This is a genomic window from uncultured Thermosynechococcus sp., assembly GCF_937958135.1.
Taxonomy (GTDB): Bacteria; Cyanobacteriota; Cyanobacteriia; order Thermosynechococcales; family Thermosynechococcaceae; genus Thermosynechococcus.
Window position 1 is genome coordinate 26473 of record NZ_CALGOG010000046.1, and the last position, 20459, is coordinate 46931.

At 54.2% G+C, this 20459-nt stretch carries 16 protein-coding genes; 9 read left to right on the plus strand and 7 right to left on the minus strand.

Annotated elements, in window-relative coordinates; all coding sequences use genetic code 11:
* Positions 1-48 precede the first annotated feature (48 nt).
* The gene (gene purE / locus Q0711_RS06060; RefSeq protein WP_298614469.1) at positions 49-570 is read left to right on the plus strand and encodes a 5-(carboxyamino)imidazole ribonucleotide mutase; all 522 of its coding nucleotides are present in this window, start codon (positions 49-51) and stop codon (positions 568-570) included.
* Here the strand turns inward: purE and Q0711_RS06065 are convergent.
* The gene (locus Q0711_RS06065) at positions 545-1249 is read right to left on the minus strand and encodes a hypothetical protein (RefSeq protein ID WP_299041945.1); all 705 of its coding nucleotides are present in this window, start codon (positions 1247-1249) and stop codon (positions 545-547) included. The genes purE and Q0711_RS06065 overlap by 26 nt on opposite strands.
* Before the next feature lie 220 nt (positions 1250-1469).
* Here Q0711_RS06065 and Q0711_RS06070 point away from each other — a divergent pair, with 220 nt between their 5' ends.
* From Q0711_RS06070 to Q0711_RS06080, 3 genes are all read left to right on the plus strand, one after another.
* The gene (locus tag Q0711_RS06070) at positions 1470-3701 is read left to right on the plus strand and encodes a bifunctional (p)ppGpp synthetase/guanosine-3',5'-bis(diphosphate) 3'-pyrophosphohydrolase (protein WP_298614000.1); all 2232 of its coding nucleotides are present in this window, start codon (positions 1470-1472) and stop codon (positions 3699-3701) included.
* 44 nt (positions 3702-3745) lie between these two features.
* Positions 3746-5785, plus strand: coding sequence for a putative PEP-binding protein (locus Q0711_RS06075; RefSeq protein ID WP_298617001.1), 2040 nt, complete (start codon positions 3746-3748; stop codon positions 5783-5785).
* Between the two features lie 219 nt (positions 5786-6004).
* Positions 6005-6142 (plus strand): hypothetical protein, encoded by a 138-nt coding sequence (locus Q0711_RS06080; RefSeq protein WP_298613998.1) that lies wholly within the window; start codon positions 6005-6007, stop codon positions 6140-6142.
* Between the two features lie 8 nt (positions 6143-6150).
* Here Q0711_RS06080 and Q0711_RS06085 read toward each other — a convergent pair whose 3' ends face one another.
* A complete protein-coding gene (locus tag Q0711_RS06085) occupies positions 6151-8301 on the minus strand; it encodes an HAD-IIB family hydrolase (RefSeq protein WP_298613997.1) in 2151 nt (716 codons plus the stop codon).
* A gap of 63 nt (positions 8302-8364) precedes the next feature.
* Here Q0711_RS06085 and Q0711_RS06090 point away from each other — a divergent pair, with 63 nt between their 5' ends.
* The 4 genes from Q0711_RS06090 to glgB all read left to right on the plus strand — a co-directional run bounded on the left by Q0711_RS06090 (position 8365) and on the right by glgB (position 13267).
* Positions 8365-9051: an ABC transporter ATP-binding protein gene (locus Q0711_RS06090; protein WP_298614001.1), complete on the plus strand. Its 687-nt coding sequence runs from the start codon at positions 8365-8367 to the stop codon at positions 9049-9051.
* A gap of 153 nt (positions 9052-9204) precedes the next feature.
* A complete protein-coding gene (locus Q0711_RS06095) occupies positions 9205-9747 on the plus strand; it encodes a hypothetical protein (protein WP_298613996.1) in 543 nt (180 codons plus the stop codon).
* Between the two features lie 32 nt (positions 9748-9779).
* On the plus strand, positions 9780-10877 hold the full coding sequence (locus Q0711_RS06100) for a quinone-dependent dihydroorotate dehydrogenase (protein WP_298613995.1): 1098 nt from the start codon (positions 9780-9782) through the stop codon (positions 10875-10877).
* Between the two features lie 83 nt (positions 10878-10960).
* Entirely contained in the window at positions 10961-13267 is a 2307-nt protein-coding gene (gene glgB, locus Q0711_RS06105) for a 1,4-alpha-glucan branching enzyme (RefSeq protein WP_298613994.1), read from the plus strand.
* Here glgB and Q0711_RS06110 read toward each other — a convergent pair.
* The 3 genes from Q0711_RS06110 to Q0711_RS06120 form a co-directional block, all read right to left on the minus strand.
* Positions 13264-15027 carry an ABC transporter ATP-binding protein gene (locus tag Q0711_RS06110; protein ID WP_298613993.1) on the minus strand — a complete coding sequence of 588 codons (1764 nt, stop codon included), beginning with the start codon at positions 15025-15027 and terminating at the stop codon, positions 13264-13266. The two genes, glgB and Q0711_RS06110, sit on opposite strands and share 4 nt — an antisense overlap.
* Positions 15028-15150: 123 nt before the next feature.
* Positions 15151-16593, minus strand: coding sequence for an NADP-dependent phosphogluconate dehydrogenase (gene gndA / locus Q0711_RS06115; protein WP_298613992.1), 1443 nt, complete (start codon positions 16591-16593; stop codon positions 15151-15153).
* A gap of 79 nt (positions 16594-16672) precedes the next feature.
* Entirely contained in the window at positions 16673-17641 is a 969-nt protein-coding gene (locus Q0711_RS06120; RefSeq protein WP_298613991.1) for a protochlorophyllide reductase, read from the minus strand.
* A gap of 172 nt (positions 17642-17813) precedes the next feature.
* Between Q0711_RS06120 and lipA the strand changes: the two genes are divergently transcribed.
* Positions 17814-18704 (plus strand): lipoyl synthase, encoded by an 891-nt coding sequence (gene lipA, locus Q0711_RS06125; RefSeq protein ID WP_298613988.1) that lies wholly within the window; start codon positions 17814-17816, stop codon positions 18702-18704.
* A 39-nt stretch (positions 18705-18743) separates the two neighbouring features.
* Here the strand turns inward: lipA and Q0711_RS06130 are convergent, their stop codons facing one another.
* Positions 18744-19511, minus strand: coding sequence for a hypothetical protein (locus tag Q0711_RS06130; protein ID WP_298613986.1), 768 nt, complete (start codon positions 19509-19511; stop codon positions 18744-18746).
* A 132-nt stretch (positions 19512-19643) separates the two neighbouring features.
* Positions 19644-20327 (minus strand): hypothetical protein, encoded by a 684-nt coding sequence (locus Q0711_RS06135; protein WP_298613984.1) that lies wholly within the window; start codon positions 20325-20327, stop codon positions 19644-19646.
* Between the last annotated feature and the right edge of the window lie 132 nt (positions 20328-20459).

The window sequence follows — 20459 nt, forward strand, 5'->3', positions numbered from 1 at the left end:
GGCTGTAGGATGAGTTTGCACCGTTTCCTAAGGGGGTAAGGAAGAGGAATGTCAGAGACACCACTGGTTGCCATTGTCATGGGCAGTGATTCCGATTTGCCCACCATGCAGGGGGCGATCGCCATCTGTGAACGCTTTGGCATCCCCCACGAAGTGGCTATCCTCTCGGCTCACCGCACTCCCCTTGCGATGGTAGAGTTTGCCCAAAATGCCCATCAGCGGGGTCTGAAAGTTATTATTGCCGGTGCGGGGGGAGCTGCCCACTTGCCGGGCATGATTGCTTCCCTAACCCCCCTACCCGTGATTGGTGTACCCGTGCCGAGCCGCCATTTGCAGGGGCTGGACTCCCTCTACTCAATTGTGCAGATGCCCGCCGGGATTCCCGTAGCGACGGTTGCCATTGGCAATGCCCAAAATGCGGGCCTTTTGGCCGTCCAGCTGCTGGCTAGTCATGATCTAGGGCTATTGGAGCAAGTGATTGCCTATCGTCAAGAATTGGCTGCCACTGTAGCCGCCAAGAATGAAAAACTGCAAACCCTGGGGGCTAGGGCTTATCTACAACAGCAGTGATCCCTGATTCAGGTTCTAGGGAAGAACCCGAGAGTCTTGCCTTTTGCAGATCATGTCTAAAGAGGGGGAGAATGTGGCGACATTGATCGACAAAACTCACCAGCCATGTTTCCAATTGCTGCTGTTGGTTTGGGTTCACAACAGTCTTCCTAGCCGCCAAAGACCCGTGGTAGGTGATGTAACCATTATCCGTAACTACAAAATCAGCCAGCCAACCGGTGGAAGGGCGAGAGCCTCGCCAATAATTCGCAACGATGACATTGCCAAGGTATTTTTGGGCTAATTCACTAACTCGGTTCAAGTGCTCGAGGGCTTGAGCTACCGTTAAAGAGGGTCGCCCTTCGACAGGGAGGACTTGCTCCCCGGAAACACCTGGAGGACTCTCGGCAGGGAAGTTCATCCCCAAAATCCGCCATAGTTTTTCTTCGAGGCTTTTTAAGTACAACGATTGATAGGTGTCCTCTTCACCCCTATTGCTGAGGGAGCGGTGGAGGCGAACAATCATCTCCAGTGCTGCCAATTCTGAGGGGGCAAGGGATTCTAGGCGATTTAGAATGTCGTTCTCGCGATCGCCCACTGCTTGTTCTAAACTTTGACCTGCTAGGGCAAAAATATCCCTTTCCCGATTGAATAAACGCAGAATATAGTAGCGCGTCATTGGTGTGAGCAAAGACGCCATGATTACCTTCCCCCCTTCATGAGCACACTACTTCCCATGTTAGAAGGGAGCGTCAATCCTTTTCTGCAATATCGGTATCTGTGGAGAGAGAGGGAATATCTATAAAAGTTTTCACAGTATTGAGCGGATAACCTCTGGGTAAATTGGGCTATCGGTCGGAAATTAAACTAGAATATACGTACTCAAATCCACTGTGCTGCCCTGCCGATTGCCTGCCGCCATGAACGCTTTTGCACCTAGCTTGCCAACTGATATTGAATTACCCGATTGGTTAGCGACGTGCCTGCAAAATCCAGATTCCGACAATGGAGATGGTTTAGTCTGTCGGGCGTTTCAATTTGCCTATGACTTACACAAAGGACAACAGCGCGCCTCCGGCGAACCCTATATTGCCCACCCTGTAGCTGTCGCCAGCATTTTACGGGATTTGGGGGGTGGGCCAGCACTTTTGGCGGCGGGGCTTCTCCACGACGTGATTGAGGACACGGCTGTGACGGCGGAGGAGTTGGAAGCAAATTTTGGGGCTGAGGTGCGGCGACTGGTGGAGGGGGTCACCAAGCTCTCGAAGTTTAACTTTTCCAGTAAGACGGAGCGGCAAGCGGAAAGTTTCCGACGGATGTTTTTGGCAATGGCGCAAGATATTCGCGTCATTGTGGTTAAGCTGGCCGATCGCCTGCACAATATGCGCACGCTTGAGTATCTGCCTGAGGACCGCCGCCGTGCCATTGCCCAGGAAACCCGCGATGTCTTTGCCCCTTTGGCCAACCGCTTGGGGATTTGGCGAATTAAGTGGGAACTGGAGGATTTGGCCTTTAAGTATTTGGAGCCAGAGGCCTACCGTCGCATTCAGGAACTGGTGGCTGAAAAGCGTGCCAATCGCGAAGCACAACTCCAGCAGGCGATTCAAATTCTTTACGAACGATTATCGGGGATGGGCTTTGGCTACCTAGAAATTAGTGGCCGCCCCAAACACCTCTACAGCATCTACCAAAAAATGATGCGGCAGCAAAAAGAATTCCACGAAATCTATGATGTGGCGGGTATTCGCATCCTCGTGGCCACCAAGGATGAGTGCTATCGTGCCCTAGCGGTTGTCCATGACTGTTTTCTTTCGGTGCCAGGGCGCTTTAAGGACTACATTAGTCTGCCTAAACCCAACCAGTATCAGTCCCTGCATACCGTGGTGATTGGCCTAGGAGGACGCCCCCTAGAGGTGCAAATTCGCACGCTGGAAATGCACCATGTCGCGGAGTATGGGATTGCTGCCCACTGGAAGTACAAAGAAACGGGGAATTCCCTGCCGCAGCACTGGAGTGCCCAGGATCAAAAATTCACTTGGCTACGGCAACTGTTGGATTGGCAAAATGACCTCAAGGATGCCCAGGAATACCTCGACAGCATTCGGGAGGATCTCTTTGATAAGGAGGTCTATGTCTTTACGCCCCAGGGGGATGTGCTTGCCTTGCCCCACGGGGCCACTCCCCTCGACTTTGCCTACCGGATTCATACGGATGTGGGGAATCACTGTGCCGGCGCACGGATTAATGGCCGGATGGTACCTTTGGACACGCCCTTGCGCAATGGCGACATTGTGGAGATTATTACCCAGAAAACTGCCCACCCCAGTTTAGATTGGTTGAATTTTGTTAAAACCACAACGGCTCGGAACCGCATTCGCCAGTGGTACAAGCGATCGCGCCGCAATGAAAACCTGCAGCGGGGGCGGGAACTCCTAGAGAAGGAATTGGGTAAAGCCGGTTTGGAGGCGCTTCTCAAATCACCCCAAATGCAGCAGGTAGCAGAGCGCAGCAACTACCAGAGTGTGGATGATTTGCTGGCGGCGCTTGGCTATGGTGAGATTACGCTGAATCTGGTGGTGAATCGGCTGCGGGCAATTACCCTAGCGCGTTCAGAGACAACTCCCCCCGAATTGCCTGCGGAATCTGCCTCCGTTAACCGTGTCCCCGCCACCACAAAACCCAGTGATTCTCCCATTCTGGGGGTAGAGGGGCTGGTCTATCACATTGCCGGCTGCTGCTGTCCTGTGCCCGATGAACCGATTATTGGGGTGGTGACCCTAGGAAGTCGCGGCATTTCCATTCACCGTCAAGGCTGTAGCAACCTAGAGGCTGTATCCAGCGATCGCCTGATTCCAGTAAGTTGGAATACCAACCTCAATCAACGCCGTCCCCAAACTTACCCCGTGGATGTGCAAATTGAGGTGATTGATCGAGTCGGTATTCTCAAGGATATTTTGACCCGTTTAACCGATAATCAAATCAACGTGCGGCGAGCCAATGTCCACACCGATCCGGGGCGCACGGCGATTATTGATTTGTGTATTGATATTGTGAATGCAAAGCAGTTGGAGCATATCTTGGCGCAGATTAGAAAAATCACTGATGTCCTCAACATTCGTCGCCGTCAGCAAACGGAAGTGAGTTCTTCCTAGGTGTGATTGTCTGCTCGGTGACCCGCGATTAAGGAAGAGCATTTGTGACATTACTCCTTCTGGAACCCCTCCAACAGTATCCCCCAGAAGACCTTTCCCCGACATTAGTTGCCCTGCAAGCGACGCAAAAAATCCTGCCACCTCCCCATCCGGTGTGGTTGATTTGCCCCCAGGTTTGGGATCAATTGTGCTCTGGGGTGATCCCCCTGTGGCAAGCCGCCTGCGATCGCTGGCAAGAGATGCCCCCCAATGCATCAGATCTCAAGGCACTGGCGCTGCAGATGACCCATCAATTGCCACCCTTGGATTTGGGGGAGTTAGAAACGGTTTTTGCTGCGTGTCATCACTTTTGGCAACAACAGGGGGGGGAGTCTCATCTTGTTCTCACTAGCTATCTTTGGCAAGAAACGCAGGACTTGCCTTGGAGCATTGGCAGTGGAACGGTTTTAAGATACCCCAGTTTGCCCCTGTGTCATCAAGCCATTGAAAAGACTTTTGCCGCCCTTGTGCGAGCCAAGAATCTGTATCTCTACTGGCAGCAGGGGTGGGATTTTTGTCAAATCAAGGTGGCGATTCTGCTTTACCCCTTGAGTTCCATTGTGGCCTCCGGCTGGTGGATAGGCACTGATCCAACGTTTCGGGCGATCGCCGGCGGTGTGGCTCTGCCCCATCAAGGAATTCCCTTACCACCGAGGGGGATTGATCTGACGCCGGTGCAAGAGCAACAGTTGCAGCAGGCCTGTCGGGGGGCATCCTCTCATCTGTGGGTTTGGCATCGCAGTCAGACCCAAGTGTGGTGGGGACAGTGCCTGCCGGAGCCGCAAGGGAGAACCCTCCCCCTGAAGCCGCTGGAACGGACGCTAATTGCTGAGGGTATAGCTGCTGCGCCGGGACAAGCGATCGCCCCCGCCTTGGTGGTCACCGAGCCTTGTGCCCCCGCCGCCGTTGCCGGACGGATTTTAGTGACTAAAACCATTCCGCCCCACTGGCTGCCCCTCGTGAACGCTGCTGTAGGCGTGATTTGTGAGCAAGGTGGGCTAACGAGTCATGGGGCAATTTTGGCACGGGAATTGGGACGGCCTGCCGTTGTCGGTGTCGCTAATGCCACGCAGCGGATCAGTTCCGGCATGACGCTGTTTCTCGATGGCCAGCGGGGCGCTATCTATCAACTGCCGTCAGAGCCGTTGCCGGTGGTGGCTACTCCCTCTCCCCAAACCGCGTCACCGCCGGCGGTGAAACGGCTGCCCTTACAAATCATGGTGAATGTCAGTCAAGTGAATGCCCTGCGGTTGTTGCCATCGCTCCCCTGTGATGGCATTGGTCTGTTGCGCTCCGAGCTGATGCTGTTTGCTTTTTTAGATCAGCGCCATCCCTGTCATTGGTTGGAGCAGGGGGAAGCGGAGCAGTTGCGCGATCGCTGGGTACAGCACCTGTGGGAATTTATGCGGGCGATCGCCCCCCGTCCCCTCTTTTACCGCACGTTGGATTTGCGGCCAGCGGATTATCGGCAACTGCTGGGGGGACATCGCTTTGAACCCGAAACGGATTGGGGGCTGCGGGGCGTCAGTCGTTATCCCCATTGTCCAGAACTGTTCCACTTGGAACTCTCGGCGCTGGCGATCGCCCACCGTTTAGAAACCTGCCCCCTGCGGATTGTGCTGCCCTTCGTGCGCAGTGTCAGCGAAGTGGTCTATTGCCAAAAAGCACTTGCAGAGCATGGCTTGACAGCGAGCGCCGGCGTGCAACTGTGGGTGATGGCGGAGGTGCCGGCCATTTTATTTTTATTGGCTGACCTTGCTCAGCTTGGGATTGCGGGAATTACAATTGGCACGAATGATCTCACGCAACTGCTGTTGGGAATTGAGCGGGAAACGGCACTGCCGGAGTTAAATGAGGATCATCCAGCCGTGCGGAGGGCGATCGCCCAACTTATTCGGGAGGCCAAAGCTCATCACTTGGGCTGTAGTCTCTGTGGAGAAGCCCCCGCCCACTATCCCCATTGGCTGCCGTGGTTAATTGACTTGGGCATTGATAGCATTTCCGTCAGCCCCGAAGTTGTCACGCAGGTTTTAGCTCAGCTTTAATTGTGGATAACTCGGTGCGATTTAGCGTATCAGGACCCTTATTTACTGTACTCGCCCCCACGGCGACTTACCGAAGATGGCGAGGTCTCTACTGAGGGCTTCCCTCAGGTCTTAGCCTCTGTCAAGGCTTTAGGGATGAATTCTGGATACCCAGAATTGGAATATTGCAACAACGGCCGCAATGATTGCCAACCGTGTCATTCAGGGGGGCATCGCTAAGTGGTGCTGATGCACGATGGCACGGAATTCAATTCCGCCGTGCAAGACCACCCCCAACTCAATCCCAGTCGGCAACGAACCGTAGAGGCGCTGGATCAGATTCTTGCGGCTTACCGCGCCAAGGGCATTTCCAGCTAGGCTTTTCGTTAAAAGCCATAGTGCTCAATTGCTTCGAGAATCCCTTGGGCATAGTGGCCTTTGGCAAAGTAAATGTGGGGGCGATCGCGCAACTTTTCCAATTCAGGACTGTGATTGCCCACAACCACAGCAAGGGTATTGCCCGTTAGCATTTGCTCGTCATTGCCGGAATCCCCCGCCACTAAAAGTTTTTGTAGCGGATAGCCCCACTTGAGGGCAAGATAGCGCAGGGCATCCCCCTTAGAGGCACGCAGGGGCAAAATATCCAAAAACTGATTGTGGGAGAAAATCGGCCGGCAATGGAGCTTTTGCTGCCGTAAAAGACGCAGGACAGGGGTAATGCTGGGGAGAACCGTCGTATCTACGTTGTAACTAATTTTATGGGGGCGCTGATTTTCTGGAGGTTGTAGCGTTAACCCCGGCACCGCTGCCAAGGTGTCTTTGACCCGTTGCGGTTCCCAGCGATAGCTAATGTGCTGCTGCCAACTGGTATCAGGGACGAGATGGGGGCCGTAGTGAATTTCACTGCCGACGGCGGTAATCAACACATCAGGAATCGGTACGCCCCATTCTTGAAGGACTGCTAAGGCCAGCTCTAGGTGACGCCCCGTGGCCACGCCAAAACCGATTTCAGGACGGCGTTGCAGCAGCGTCAAGAGTTGCTCAAGGGCTTCGCGATCGCCAATCAGCGTATTGTCAATATCACTAATCAAAAGGCGTTCCAGGGTGAGCAGGCGGTTCCGCGTCAATAGGCTCGGGAATTGATTGCCTTGACACTGGCTGGGCTGCCGCTGCAAACTTAAGGCTGGCAACACCGATTTTTCCGACAGTTGATCTAGAGCCTGAAGATACCTCTCCACATGGCTGTGCCAAGAGTAGTGGGCTTGTACCCCCTTGAGGCCATTTTCTGCCCAAGCCTGCCACTGGCTCTCACTTTGGAATGCTTGATGCAGTGCAGTGCGAATCGCCTCCGGATCGAGGGCATCAAAGAGTAAACCATTGCAACAGTGACGAATAATCTCCTGCGGCCCGCCATCCGCTGTGGCCAAAATTGGCAATCCACAGGCAGCGGCTTCAATGAGCGTGAGGCCAAAGGGTTCGGTGAGGGCAGGATTGATAAACACTCCCCGTTGCTGTGCCGCCAGACGGTAGAGATCGGGGACTTCATCGCTGGTGTGGGTCTTGGGATAGGCCACTTTGCCGTAGAGGTCGTAGCGATCCACCAGCAAAAAGAGTTCGGTGAAGACTTGGCGAGGGCTGGCCTCCATCTTGCTGATATCGGTGCGATTGCCAAGAACTAAGACGAGATTCGCTTGCTCCTGTAAAAAGCGATCGCTGCCATAGACATTGAGTAGGGCGGCCACATTCTTGCGCGGTACCGGTCGGGAAAGGCAGAAGATAAAGGGTTTTTCCGGCTCGACTAAAAAGCGGCGCAATTCCTTGAGAAATGGCAAATCCTTGGCAACAGGAGCCGGATAGAAACGACTAGTGTCCACCCCCGGCGGAATCACCGCCATCCGCTTTGGGTCGTATTGATCGTAGAGACGATACTGCTCTTCCACCTCCTGATGGGTACTGGCAATAATCAGTGCAGCGCTGGCAAGGGTTTGCTCTTCGGCTTCAATGCGAGCCGTAAAGTGAAACTGCTCCTCTAGACTCTCCGGTTTATAGCCCTGGGCGAGCAACCGCCGGCGTTTGACCCGGCCGAGGGAATGCCCGGTGTGCACAAGGGGAACCCCCAACCAGCCGGCCACGCGGCAGCCCACATAACCCGCATCGGCATAGTGACTGTGGATCACATCGGGCATGCGGCCAAACTGGCGTAGATGGCGCAGCAGTTCGTCGGCAAATACATCCAAGTAGGGCCAGAGCACCTCCTTGCGTAAATAGCGGCGCGGTCCGCAGGCCAGTCGCACAATGCGAGCGCGATCGCCCAGCCATTCAATGGGTCGAGCATAGTCTGGACTGACCTTGGCATCGGCAATCAGGCGAGTCACTAAATCCACTTGGGCCACCCGGGGATGGGCTGCAAGGCTTTTTGCCAGTTCGACGACATAGCGGGTCTGTCCTCCTGTATCGGCATCGCGCCCCAATTCTAGGCGATCGCCCCGAATCAAACCATGAATACTGATGAGGACAATGTATAATCCCTCTTGCATAGCCACTCCCTTCCTTGGCGCAGGATAACCCAATTGGGGGTCATCCCCACCCTAACGAAAAACATGAGCATTGTCCAAAAAGCCATGGCGGCAATCCCCGCGGCCATTCATCTCAAGGAAGTCTCCTTTGGCTGGTCGCCAGAGGTTTTAGTGCTGGATCGGGTGTCCCTAGAAATCCCGCGGGGCCAACTGTGGATGCTCCTAGGCCGCAATGGCAGTGGCAAATCAACCCTGGTGAAGATTTTGGGGGGTCTCCTGCCGCCCCAACGGGGCGAAGTCTATGTCGAGCAGCCCCTTGGCTTTGTGTTCCAGAATCCCGATCACCAACTGGTGATGCCCAGTGTCGGTGCAGATATTGCCTTTAGTCTGAATGGCGAGGCGCTCAACTATTGGCAGGTGCGCGAACGCGTCAGTGCCGCTTTGCAAGCGGTGAATTTACAGGGACTAGAACGCCGTCCCATCTATGCCCTCAGTGGCGGCCAAAAACAGCGGGTGGCCATTGCCGGGGCGATCGCGCGCCATTGTCGAGTGCTCTTGCTCGATGAACCCACCGCCCTCCTTGACCCCGATAGTCAACGGGAACTCTTGGGCTACGTGCGCCAACTGGTCAATACCCAGGGGATGACAGCCCTTTGGGTTACCCATCGCCTCGATGAGCTGGCGCAAGCGGATGGTGCCATTGTCCTTGATCGCGGCAAAGTCATTGGCCAAGGAGCACCCACCGACATGATTCCCCTGCTGCATGCTTGAAAAGCAAGATTTGCTGAATGCTGATCTGGTGCCAAAGGCATTTCTCAACCCCCAACCCCCCTCTTTGACTGCTATGATTAAAGACTATAGATATAAGACACTGGCATAGAAATTCGCCTGTAGGATTGAATTATTGCAGTAGGAGCGATCGCCATGACTGAAACTCCCCAAACGCCACCCCCCGAAGAACCTACCGCCAAAGCCACTCGTCCCAGCCGTCGCCACAACCCACCTGATAAGGAAAATAGCGGTCAAATGGTCTCCCTTGCTGAAAAAACAGCTCTTGCCCCCGCAGGCACACCCACAGCCAGTGATATTGTGGTGTGGCAAACCTTTAATAGCGCCGGTTTACGTCCTATTGAGGCCAGTCCCGTGCAAGTGGTGCACATGATCAAAGATGCCGGCGAGCGTCCCGTCCTCAGCAGTGGCCTGCAAATCTATGACCGCATTAACGCCGCCGGTATTCGCCCGATTGCGGCAACTAATTTCCGGGTGGTAGAAACCCTCAACATCATGGGGGTGCGTCCGGTGGCTGCCGATAACTTTGAAATTGTAGAAACGGTCAATTGGATGGGCATTCGTCCCATTACCACCAGTGGCCTACACATTGCTGAAACCTACTACTCAGCCGGAGAGCGTCCCATCGCCTCCAACATCATTGATGATTCCCCTACCCTCATGGGCTATTTGGATTAGGGTGGCAGTGCCGCCAATCCACTCCCATCTGAATGGCCATTGATCTCTATCGCCACCTACTGCGGCCCCTTCTCTTCTGGGGATTGCAGGCCGACCCAGAATTTCTGCACCAGCAGTTTATTTCCTTTTGTGGGTGGCTGAATCAAGAGCATGCCTTAAGCACTTGGCTACGGCAGCAACTCAAGCAACGCTATGCTCTCTCAGACCCGCGTTTAGAGCGACAAGTGTGGGGACTGCGCTTTCCCAATCCCATTGGCTTGGCAGCGGGGTTTGATAAAAATGGGGTGGCCAGCAGTGTGTGGTCAGCCTTTGGCTTTGGCTTTGCCGAGTTAGGCACCGTCACTTGGCACCCTCAACCCGGCAATTCGCGTCCGCGTCTCTTTCGCTTACCGGCTGATCTCGCTGCGATCAATCGCATGGGGTTTAATAATGCGGGCGCAGAGGCCATGGCTGCTCGGTTGGCGCGATCGCCCCAGCCGACGATTCCCATCGGTATCAATTTGGGCAAGTCAAAAATTACCCCTTTGGAATCCGCAAAAGAGGATTACCTAGCAAGTTTTCGCCGGCTCCATCCCCTGGGAGATTATTTCGTGATTAATGTCAGTTCTCCCAACACGCCGCGGTTACGGGATCTGCAAGCAAAGGAACAACTGGAACCCATTTTGGACACGCTACAAACCGCCAATTGCCCCCGCAAGCCCCTGCTCCTGAAAATTGCCCCCGACCTAAGTTGGGAGCAAATTGCGGCAATTCTTGAGCTGATTCAAACCTATGAACTCGCCGGGATTGTGGCTACCAATACCACCGTGGCACGGGAGGGGCTGAAAACCCAGATTATTCCTCAGACGGGGCGATCGCCAGCGGATGAGGCAGGAGGGCTGAGTGGCAGACCTTTGCGCGATCGCGCCACTGCCGTGATTCGCTTTATCCACAAACAGACCCAAGGTACACTGCCGATTATCGGCGTAGGGGGTATTTTTACCCCAGAGGATGTGATTGAGAAACTAGCGGCCGGTGCGACCCTGGTGCAACTTTACACCGGTTGGATCTACCAAGGGCCGAGCCTATTGCGAGAGCTACTCAAAGGACTCTTAACCCCCTCAGCCGATCAAGAGAAACCAGAGAAATAGCCTCTATACCCTTGTCAAGGGGAGCATTCTGACTGTTAACCTTTCTATAGTATTGTCTCTATATTTTACGAAAGTATAAAAATATGACCGTTTCGCCCGAACAGGTTGACCGTATTGTTTCCAACCGGCACCACGACCCCTTTGAAATTTTGGGCTGTCACCAGATCAGTGAGAATGGCCAATCCGTATGGGCGATACGCGCCTATTTACCCAACGCCGAACGGGTGAGTGTCCTCTGTCCAGAGCTGCGGCAAGAATATCCGATGACGCCGGTTCACCACCCGCACTTTTTCGAGTGCCGCATTCCCGTGGCGGAACTGCATAATTACCAACTGAAAATCTACGAAAATGGCCACGAGCGCGTCATCTATGACCCCTATGCCTTCCGCTCCTCAAAGCTAACGGATTTTGATATTCATCTCTTTGCCGAGGGCAATCACCACCGCATCTATGAAAAACTGGGGGCACACTTGCTGACGGTGGAGGGGGTCGCGGGGGTTTATTTTGCCGTCTGGGCGCCCAATGCCCGCAATGTTTCTGTCATCGGCAACTTTAACCAGTGGGATGGGCGCAAACACCAAATGGCACGGCGGGGCAACGGCATCTGGGAGCTGTTTATCCCTGGCTTGGGGGTGGGCGAGCACTATAAGTATGAAATTAAAAATCAGGAGGGGCATATTTACGAAAAATCGGATCCCTACGGCTTTTACCAAGAACCACGCCCCAAGACCGCTTCCATTGTTACTGACTTAAATAGCTACGAATGGAACGATGATGACTGGCTGGAAAGGCGGCGCCACACCGACCCCCTCACCCAACCAATTTCCGTCTTTGAGGTGCACTTGGGATCCTGGCTTCACGCCTCAATGGAGGACCCGCCCATTGGTGCCGACGGTCAACCCCAAGAACCCGTGCAGGTGGCAGAACTCAAGCCCTGGGCACGCTTTCTCACCTATCGCGAATTGGCGGCTAAACTCATTCCCTACGTCAAGGAATTGGGCTACACCCACATTGAACTGTTGCCCATTGCCGAGCATCCCTTCGACGGCTCTTGGGGCTATCAAGTGACCGGTTACTATGCCCCCACCTCTCGCTATGGCAGTCCCCAAGACTTTATGTATTTCGTGGATCAGTGCCACCAAAACGGCATTGGCGTCATTGTCGATTGGGTACCGGGGCACTTTCCCAAGGATGGCCACGGCCTCGCCTTCTTTGATGGCACCCATCTCTACGAGCATGCGGATCCGCGCAAGGGGGAACACAAGGAATGGGGCACCCTTGTCTTTAACTATGGTCGCCACGAAGTGCGCAATTTTCTGGTGGCCAATGCCCTCTTTTGGTTTGACAAGTACCACATTGACGGTATTCGCGTGGATGCCGTGGCCTCGATGCTCTACCTTGACTACAACCGCAAGGAGGGGGAGTGGATCCCCAACGAATACGGTGGGCGGGAGAATTTAGAGGCGGCCAACTTTCTGCGCCAAGTCAACCATGTGATTTTTAGCTATTTTCCGGGGATTCTCTCGATCGCCGAGGAGTCAACGGCATGGCCGATGGTCTCTTGGCCCACCTACATGGGGGGCTTGGGCTTCAACCTGAAGTGGAATATGGGCTGGATGCACGATATTCTCGATTACTTCAGCATGGATCCGTGGTTCCGCCAGTTCCACCAAAATAACGTCACCTTTAGTATGTGGTACCACCACAGCGAGAACTTCATGTTGGCACTGTCCCACGATGAGGTGGTGCACGGCAAGGGGAGCATGATTGGCAAAATGCCCGGCGATCGCTGGCAAAAATTTGCGAACCTGCGCTGTTTGTTTGCCTACATGTTCACCCACCCCGGCAAGAAAACGATGTTTATGGGGATGGAGTTTGCCCAGTGGAGCGAGTGGAATGTCTGGAGTGATCTAGAGTGGCACCTGCTGCAATACGAACCTCATCAGCAAATTCAACGTTTCTTCAAGGATCTCAATCGCCTCTACCGTTCACAACCTGCCCTCTATACCCAAGATTTCAAACAGGAGGGTTTTGAGTGGATTGACTGTAGCGATAACCGCCATAGCGTTGTTTCCTTTATCCGTTGGGACAGGGACTATCAAGATTTTGTCGTTGTCGTCTGTAACTTTACACCGCAGCCCCATAGCCACTACCGCATTGGCGTACCTGAGCATGGGTTTTACCGCGAACTGTTTAACAGCGATGCCCGTGAGTACGGCGGCAGCAATATGGGTAACTTGGGCGGCAAATGGGCCGATGAATGGCCCTACCACAATCGCCGTTACTCCCTAGATCTCTGTTTGCCCCCCTTGGCGGTGCTGATCTTGAAACTGGATCGAGAGAAGACAGCGGCAGAGCGGGCACGCTATAACCTGAATTCTAATTCTTAGGTCTCAAGAATCCCCGTTTGCACTTGCCACAGGCCGTAATAAACTCCCTGCTGAGCAAGGAGTGCCTCGTGGGTACCCTGTTCCACAATTTCACCGTGCTCAAGGACATAGATGCAGTCGGCATGGCGGATTGTGGAGAGGCGGTGGGCAATGGCAATGGTGGTACGATGTGCCGTGATGTGGGCTAGGGATCGCTGGATGGCGGCTTCGGTTTCGTTGTCCACTGCCGATGTGGCCTCATCCAAAACAAGAATTGGCGGGTCTTTGAGAAGGGCACGGGCGATCGCCAGCCGTTGCCGCTGACCGCCAGAGAGTTTTTGTCCCCGCTCGCCCACCACTGTGTCATAGCCTTGGGGGAGTTCCCGGATAAATTCGTGGGCTTCAGCCAGCTTTGCCGCGTGGACGACGTCAGCAAGGGTTGCCCCCGGACTGCCATAGGCAATGTTTTCAAAGACGGTGCCGTGAAAGAGAAAGACCTCTTGACTCACCCAGCCAATGGCAGCACGCAAGTCCCGCAGCCGATACTCCCGAATATCCACCCCATCAATGAGGATGCGCCCCTGCTGCATCTCGTAAAAGCGCAGTAGCAATTTCACGAGGGTACTTTTACCGGATCCCGTGGCGCCGACAATGGCGATCGTCTGACCCGCAGGGACGTGTAAACTGACATTTTTTAGCACGGAGGCGCGGCCGGCATAGGCAAAGCTGATGGCTTCAAAGCGCACCTCTCCTTTAACATTGCGCGGATTAAGGGGGCGATCGCCCGTGGGAATGGCAATCGGTGTTTCCAGCAAATTCAGCACCCGCTGGGTTGAAGCCATAGCGCGCTGGTACTGATCTAGGGTTTCTCCCAAACGGGTTAGGGGCCAGAGCAGCCGTTGAATCAGATAGACCATTGTGCTGTAGGCACCCACATCCAAGCGCCCTTGAAAAGCGGCAAAGCCTCCCAACACCAGCGTTCCCGTAAACCCAAAGAGAATCACAAAGCGAATCAGGGGAATATAGGCCGCACTCAGCCGAATGGCGCGGCGATTGCTCTGTTGATAGGCTTCACTCTCTCGGCGCAGGCGCTCCAATTCATAGGCTTCAGCAGTAAAGCTCTTGATGGTTTGAATCCCCGTGATATTGTTGGCTAGGCGTTCGTTGAGGCGTCCCGCCTTTTCCCGCACATCGGCATAGCGAGGGGCAAGCCGCCGCTGAAAGAGCACTGATCCCCAAAGAATCACAGGCATGGGCAGCATGCCCCAGAGGGCCACACTTGGCGCTAAATAAAAGAAAATCCCGCCAATAACAAGAACTGTGGTTGTTACTTGTAGAACTTCATTGGCACCGCCGTCTAAAAATCGCTCCAGTTGGTTAATGTCATCGTTGAGAATCGAGAGCAACACCCCACTGCTGCGCTCCTCAAAAAAGGCCAAGTCCATTTCCTGGACATGGGCATAGGCCTCAAGGCGCAAATCGTGTTGAATCTGCTGGGCTAAGTTGCGCCAACTGCGGGCATAGGCATACTCAAAGAGCGACTCCAAGCTCCAGATCACAAACGAAAGACCCGCCAAGGCCAACAGTTGCTGCTCAAAGGTTCTTAGCCCCCAGCGGGCAAAGAGGGAATCCTGCCGCTTCACCACTAAGTCCACGGCAATGCCAATCAAAACCGGGGGAGCAAGATCAAAAATTTTATTCAGAACGGAGTAAAGGGAGGCATGCCCCACTTGGCGTTGGTAGCGTTGGCTGTGCTTCAGAAGTCGTAGAAATGGATGCAAGGCTTCTTGGCCTCCCCAAAGTGCAGGATGATTGCAGGCAGGCGGTTGACTTGCCTAATTCTTAAGATAAGCTAAAGAATTGCTCCCTGGGAGAGTTGCCCACCCGACCGTATTTCCTGCATCTCAAACGGAGGCTTTCCCCGCCTCCTGAATCGGTACCCACTCGGTATGGAAGGTTCCGGGTTTATCAATTCGCTCGTAGGTGTGCGCCCCAAAGAAGTCCCGCTGCGCTTGGGTGAGATTTTGCGGCAGGCGATCGCGCCGATAGCTATCGAAGTACTCCAGCGATGCGCCAAAGGCCGGCACGGCAATCCCCGCACGGGTCGCCTCCACCAAGACCTCCCGCCACGCCGCCTGCTTATCGAGGATTGTTTGGCGAAACTCGGGCGCCAGCAGTAGATTGGCCAGTTGGGGATTTTCGCTGTAGGCCCGCTTGATCTTATCCAAGAAGCCAGCCCGAATAATACAGCCCCCCTTCCAGATGCGGGCAATCTCGCTCAGGTTGAGTTGGTTGTCAAACAGTTCCTGCGAGCCTTTGGCAATCAGAGCCATCCCTTGGGCATAGGAGCAGATTTTTGAGCAGTAGAGGGCATCACGAATTTTGCCGATGAATTCTTCGGTATTGCCGCCAAAGTGCACCGCAGGGCCGGAAAGGACTTGGGCAGCCGCCATCCGTTCGGCTTTGATTGACGACATAATGCGGGCATTTACAGCAGCGGCAATGGTTGGAATAGCCACCCCCATTTCTAGGGCACTTTCCACCGTCCAGCGACCGGTTCCCTTTTGACCAGCGGCATCCACAATCACCTCCACAAGGGGTAGATGGGTTTCCGAATCAATATAAGTGAAAATCTGGCTGGTAATTTCAATCAAAAATGAGTTGAGTTCGGGGGTTTCATTCCAACTTTTGAAGACCTCATGGAGTTGCTGATGATTGAGGCCAAGGAGGTTTTTCAGTAGGTCATAGGCTTCGGCAATGAGCTGCATATCGCCATACTCAATGCCGTTGTGCACCATCTTGACAAAGTGACCTGACCCCCCCGGTCCAATGTAGGTAACACAAGGCCCATCATCCACTTGGGCGGCAATTTTGGTCAGGATGGGTTCAAGGGCTTGGTAGGCCTCACGACTACCGCCGGGCATAAGACTGGGACCATTGAGGGCACCTGCTTCACCACCGCTGACCCCCATCCCAAAGAAACACAGTCCTGCCGCCTCCATTTCCGCAACGCGGCGTTCGGTATCCGTATAGAGAGAGTTGCCGCCATCAATGAGGATGTCGCCGGGTTCAAGGAGTGGCTTCAGTTGCTGGATGAGATCATCTACGGGTTTGCCGGCTTTGACCATCGCCAAAATGCGGCGGGGACGCGACAGGGAGGCAACGAATTCCTCCAGACTATAGGTGGCCTTAAAGCGGCGGCCTGCGGCGCGTTCAGCCATGAAAGCCTCGGTGCGGCTGGGGGTGCGATTGTAAACCGCCACTGAGAATCCATTTCGCTCCACGTTGAGGGCAAGGTTTTCCCCCATGACGGCAAGGCCAATAACGCCAAAATCTTGCTGTGACATACATCCGTCCTGCAATGGCAAGGATCACTTCCACCATAGCGGCAAGGTCAGCCAGAGGAATGGAAGAAGGTATTAACTTTTAGGCCAACCCCACGAGTTTTTCGCTCAACTCCCAAAGACGGCGGGCTTTTTGCTCATCACTGCCCTCCGCCGAGAGTTCTTGGACAAAGGCTTTGCGGCCTTCTTTTTGGCGGTTACCCCAGCTCCAGTGCACCCCCGACTGGCGAAACTCGGGGTCTGCCACCACCATTGCGACGCGCTCACCTGCCAATTCTTGGCTGACATAGCCACCGGTAATGTATTTCTGAAAGAGGGGAAAAAGCTTCTGAAAAAGGGGAAAATGGTTGCGAAACAAGGGAGTATCCGCTACGCAGCCAGGGTACAAAGAGCTAAAGACAATCCCCGTCGAATCATGGAAGCGGCGATGCAGTTCCCGCGCCGTCAGCATATTGCACAGTTTACTGTCTTTGTAGGCTTTGCCAGACTTAAAGGGCTTGCCGTTAATCATGGCAATGGGTTTCTTGAAGCCCTGCTCAAAGCCTTCAAGGTTGCCCAAATCAGGCGGAGCAGGAATGGGGATTTTACCGCCAAATTCTTTGCGGTTGGCGGTCACCGTGCCGAGAATCACCAAGCGCTTATCGCTTTCGGGGGAGTTTTTCAAATCCTCAAGGAGGAGGTTGGCTAAAAGAAAATGCCCCAAGTGATTGGTAGCCACAGTGAGTTCGTAGCCATCCATACTGTAAAGAGGCTCCTTGAGCAGGGGATAATAGACGGCGGCATTGCAGACAAGGGCACGCAAGGGGCGATTCAATGCCCGAAACGACTCGACAAAGCCGCGCACACTGGCCAACGAGGACAAGTCCAAATGCAAAATCGTGTAGGCCTCCGGCGGAAGCTGAATGTCTTTGGCGGCTTGCTCTGCTTTCTCAAGATTGCGGCAGGCCATCACAACGTGCCAGCCCCGATTGGCTAAGGCTTTGGTGGCATACAATCCAACTCCAGAGGAGGCACCTGTAATAATGACCGTTGGGCGTGGCTGATCACTCATAGGTTCTGTGGCATACCTGTGGTAACGTCGCTACTGATCCTGCCATAGAAGCGATCGCCCCCTAGCTGCACCCCCCGCGATCCTTTACAGTGACTTAATAAATAGACTCGATAGTTAATCAAGTTTTGTATCTAGTTTGTTTCTCCCCTATTTTCAGGATTAACCCGACTCTATGACTATCTCCCACCCCTTGCCACTGTGGCTGCGCAAACCCCTTGGCAAAGCCAGTGAACTCTCCACGGTTCAACGCCTCGTGCGCCACTACGGCATTCACACCATCTGTGAAGAGGGGCGCTGTCCGAATCGCGGTGAATGCTATGCCCAAAAAACCGCCACCTTTTTACTTTTGGGTGCTACCTGCACCCGTGCCTGTGCCTTCTGTCAAGTGGAGAAGGGGCGTGCGCCGGCTGCGGTTGATCCGGAAGAACCTGCAAAAATTGCTGCTGCTGTGGCTGCCTTGGGATTGCGCTATGTGGTGTTAACCTCTGTGGCACGGGATGACTTACCCGATCAGGGCGCAGGTCAATTTGTCGCTACCATGGAGGCGATTCGCCACCGCTGCCCTGGCACCGAAATTGAGGTTCTTACCCCTGACTTTCGCATGGATCGGGGTCGGCTGTCCCAACGGGACTGCATTGCCCAAATTGTGGCCGCACAACCGGCCTGCTACAACCACAACCTTGAAACTGTGCGCCGCCTCCAGGGGCCTGTGCGACGGGGTGCCACCTATGAGAGTTCACTGCGGGTTTTGGCAACCGTTAAAGAACTTAACCCCGATATTCCCACTAAATCGGGACTCATGCTGGGCTTAGGGGAAACCGAGGCAGAAGTGATTGAAACCTTAAAAGATTTACGAGCGGTAGGGTGCGATCGCCTGACTTTGGGACAATATTTGCCCCCCTCCTTGAATCACTTGCCGGTGGTCAAGTATTGGACTCCCGAAGAATTTAACACCTTGGGCAATATTGCACAGGAACTTGGATTTTCCCATGTGCGTTCAGGTCCTCTTGTGCGCAGTTCCTACCATGCCGCAGACGTTGCCCCAACCCAAAAAGCGGGATAGGCACTGCTAGTTTCTCGTTCCTACCGCTCAGTTGACGGCTCACTCAGGGAAGTACTTACCCCTTGTAGTCACCATCACGGCTCCCCGCTCACGAATCAACTCCTTGGCTGCACGCTCAACGCGATAGCCAAAAAACAAGGGGCGAATTTCCTCAGTTGCTGTCACTTGAGCCACCAGATTCAAAAACCGCTCCACCTCTGATTCGGTGATATTGCTTTTGACTTCCCCCAGCACCAGAAGTGGCTCTCCATGAATTTGGCCACGGATGACTAAATCAAATTCATACTCTCCATTGCGCAGAGGTAGGGTGTCTCGGTCACAAAATTCAATTTCCATGCCCCAGCGATACTCTAGAATTTCGGGTACCACTTCCAGCGCAAGGTCTTCCAGCGACCCACCCAAGGCTTCACTGAGGCCGCCCACTTGGCGTGCGAGTTGTCTCACCGCTCGTTCTGTGCGCTCTTGCGCCGCGGCCAGTTGATCTACTCGTTCTTCGGTGCGCTTTTGTGCTGCCGCCAGTTCTTCGACTCGTTCTTCAGTGCGTTTTTGGGCTTGGGCAAGTTCTGCGACTCGTTCTTCGGTGCGCTTCTGAGCCTCAGCTAGTTCTGCAACGGTCACCGTCAGTTGATCTACTCGTTCTTCGGTGCGCTTCTGAGCTTGAGCCAAATCCGCCACAATTGACTTTAGCTCGTTGAAGTCCTTGGCCTTGACCAAATCATCATAGGCCTCGCGGATCACTTCCGCCAATAGGTGCGCTTGTTCGGGAGGAAACGCCGCCCGCAGTTTTTCTTCGAGGACAGAGGTCATTACGTTTAGAACGTTTAGAGTGGTGAATTGCGGCTGTACTCTACATTCTAACGACTAAACAATGCCTCCTTGGTTTTCACAGATTTTCTCAGGAAAGCTCCTCCAACCTCAGAAGCCTCATGGATAGCCTATTCACTCAGGAAAGTATTTGCCCCTTGTGGTGACCATCACGGCTCCCCGCTCACGAATCAACTCCTTGGCAGCTCGTTCAACGCGATAGCCAAAAAACAGAGGGCGAATTTCCTCAGTCGCTGTTACTTGAGCCACAAGGTTCAAAAATCGCTCCACCTCTGATTCGGTGATGTTGCTTTTGACTTCGCCGAGTACCAGTACTGGTCGTCTCTCGACTTGGCCACGAATCACTAAGTCAAACTCATACTCTCCGTTGCGGAGAGGCAGTGTATCCCGCTCACAGAATTCGATTTCCATGCCCCAGCGATACTCAAGGATCTCGGGCACCACTTCCAAAGCGAGGTCTTCGAGGGAGCCACCAAGGGCTTCACTGAGTCCGCCCACTTGGCGAGCCAGTTGCCTCACAGCGCGTTCGGTCCGCTCCTGCGCCGCAGCCAGTTGGTCAACTCGTTCTTCGGTGCGTTTCTGGGCTTGAGCGAGTTCTTCGACAGCAAGGGCTAGTCGGTCAACCCGTTCTTCGGTGCGCTTTTGGGCTTGAGCCAGTTCACCAACGATGGACTTCAGCTCGCTGAAGTCTCTGGCTTTCACCAAGTCGTTGTAGGCTTCATGGATGACTTCCGCCAGCAAATGTGCCTGTTCTGGGGGAAACGCTGCCCGCAGTTTTTCTTCAAGCAGAGAGGTCATTGCATCTAAAGTTATGGATTGCGGCCGTACTCTCCATTCTAGCGACTAGACGATGCCTCCTTGCTTTCCACGCCCTCTCTCAGAAAGGCTCCTTGGGCACAGTTCCTACTCTGTCAGTGAGGCAGTCTAGCC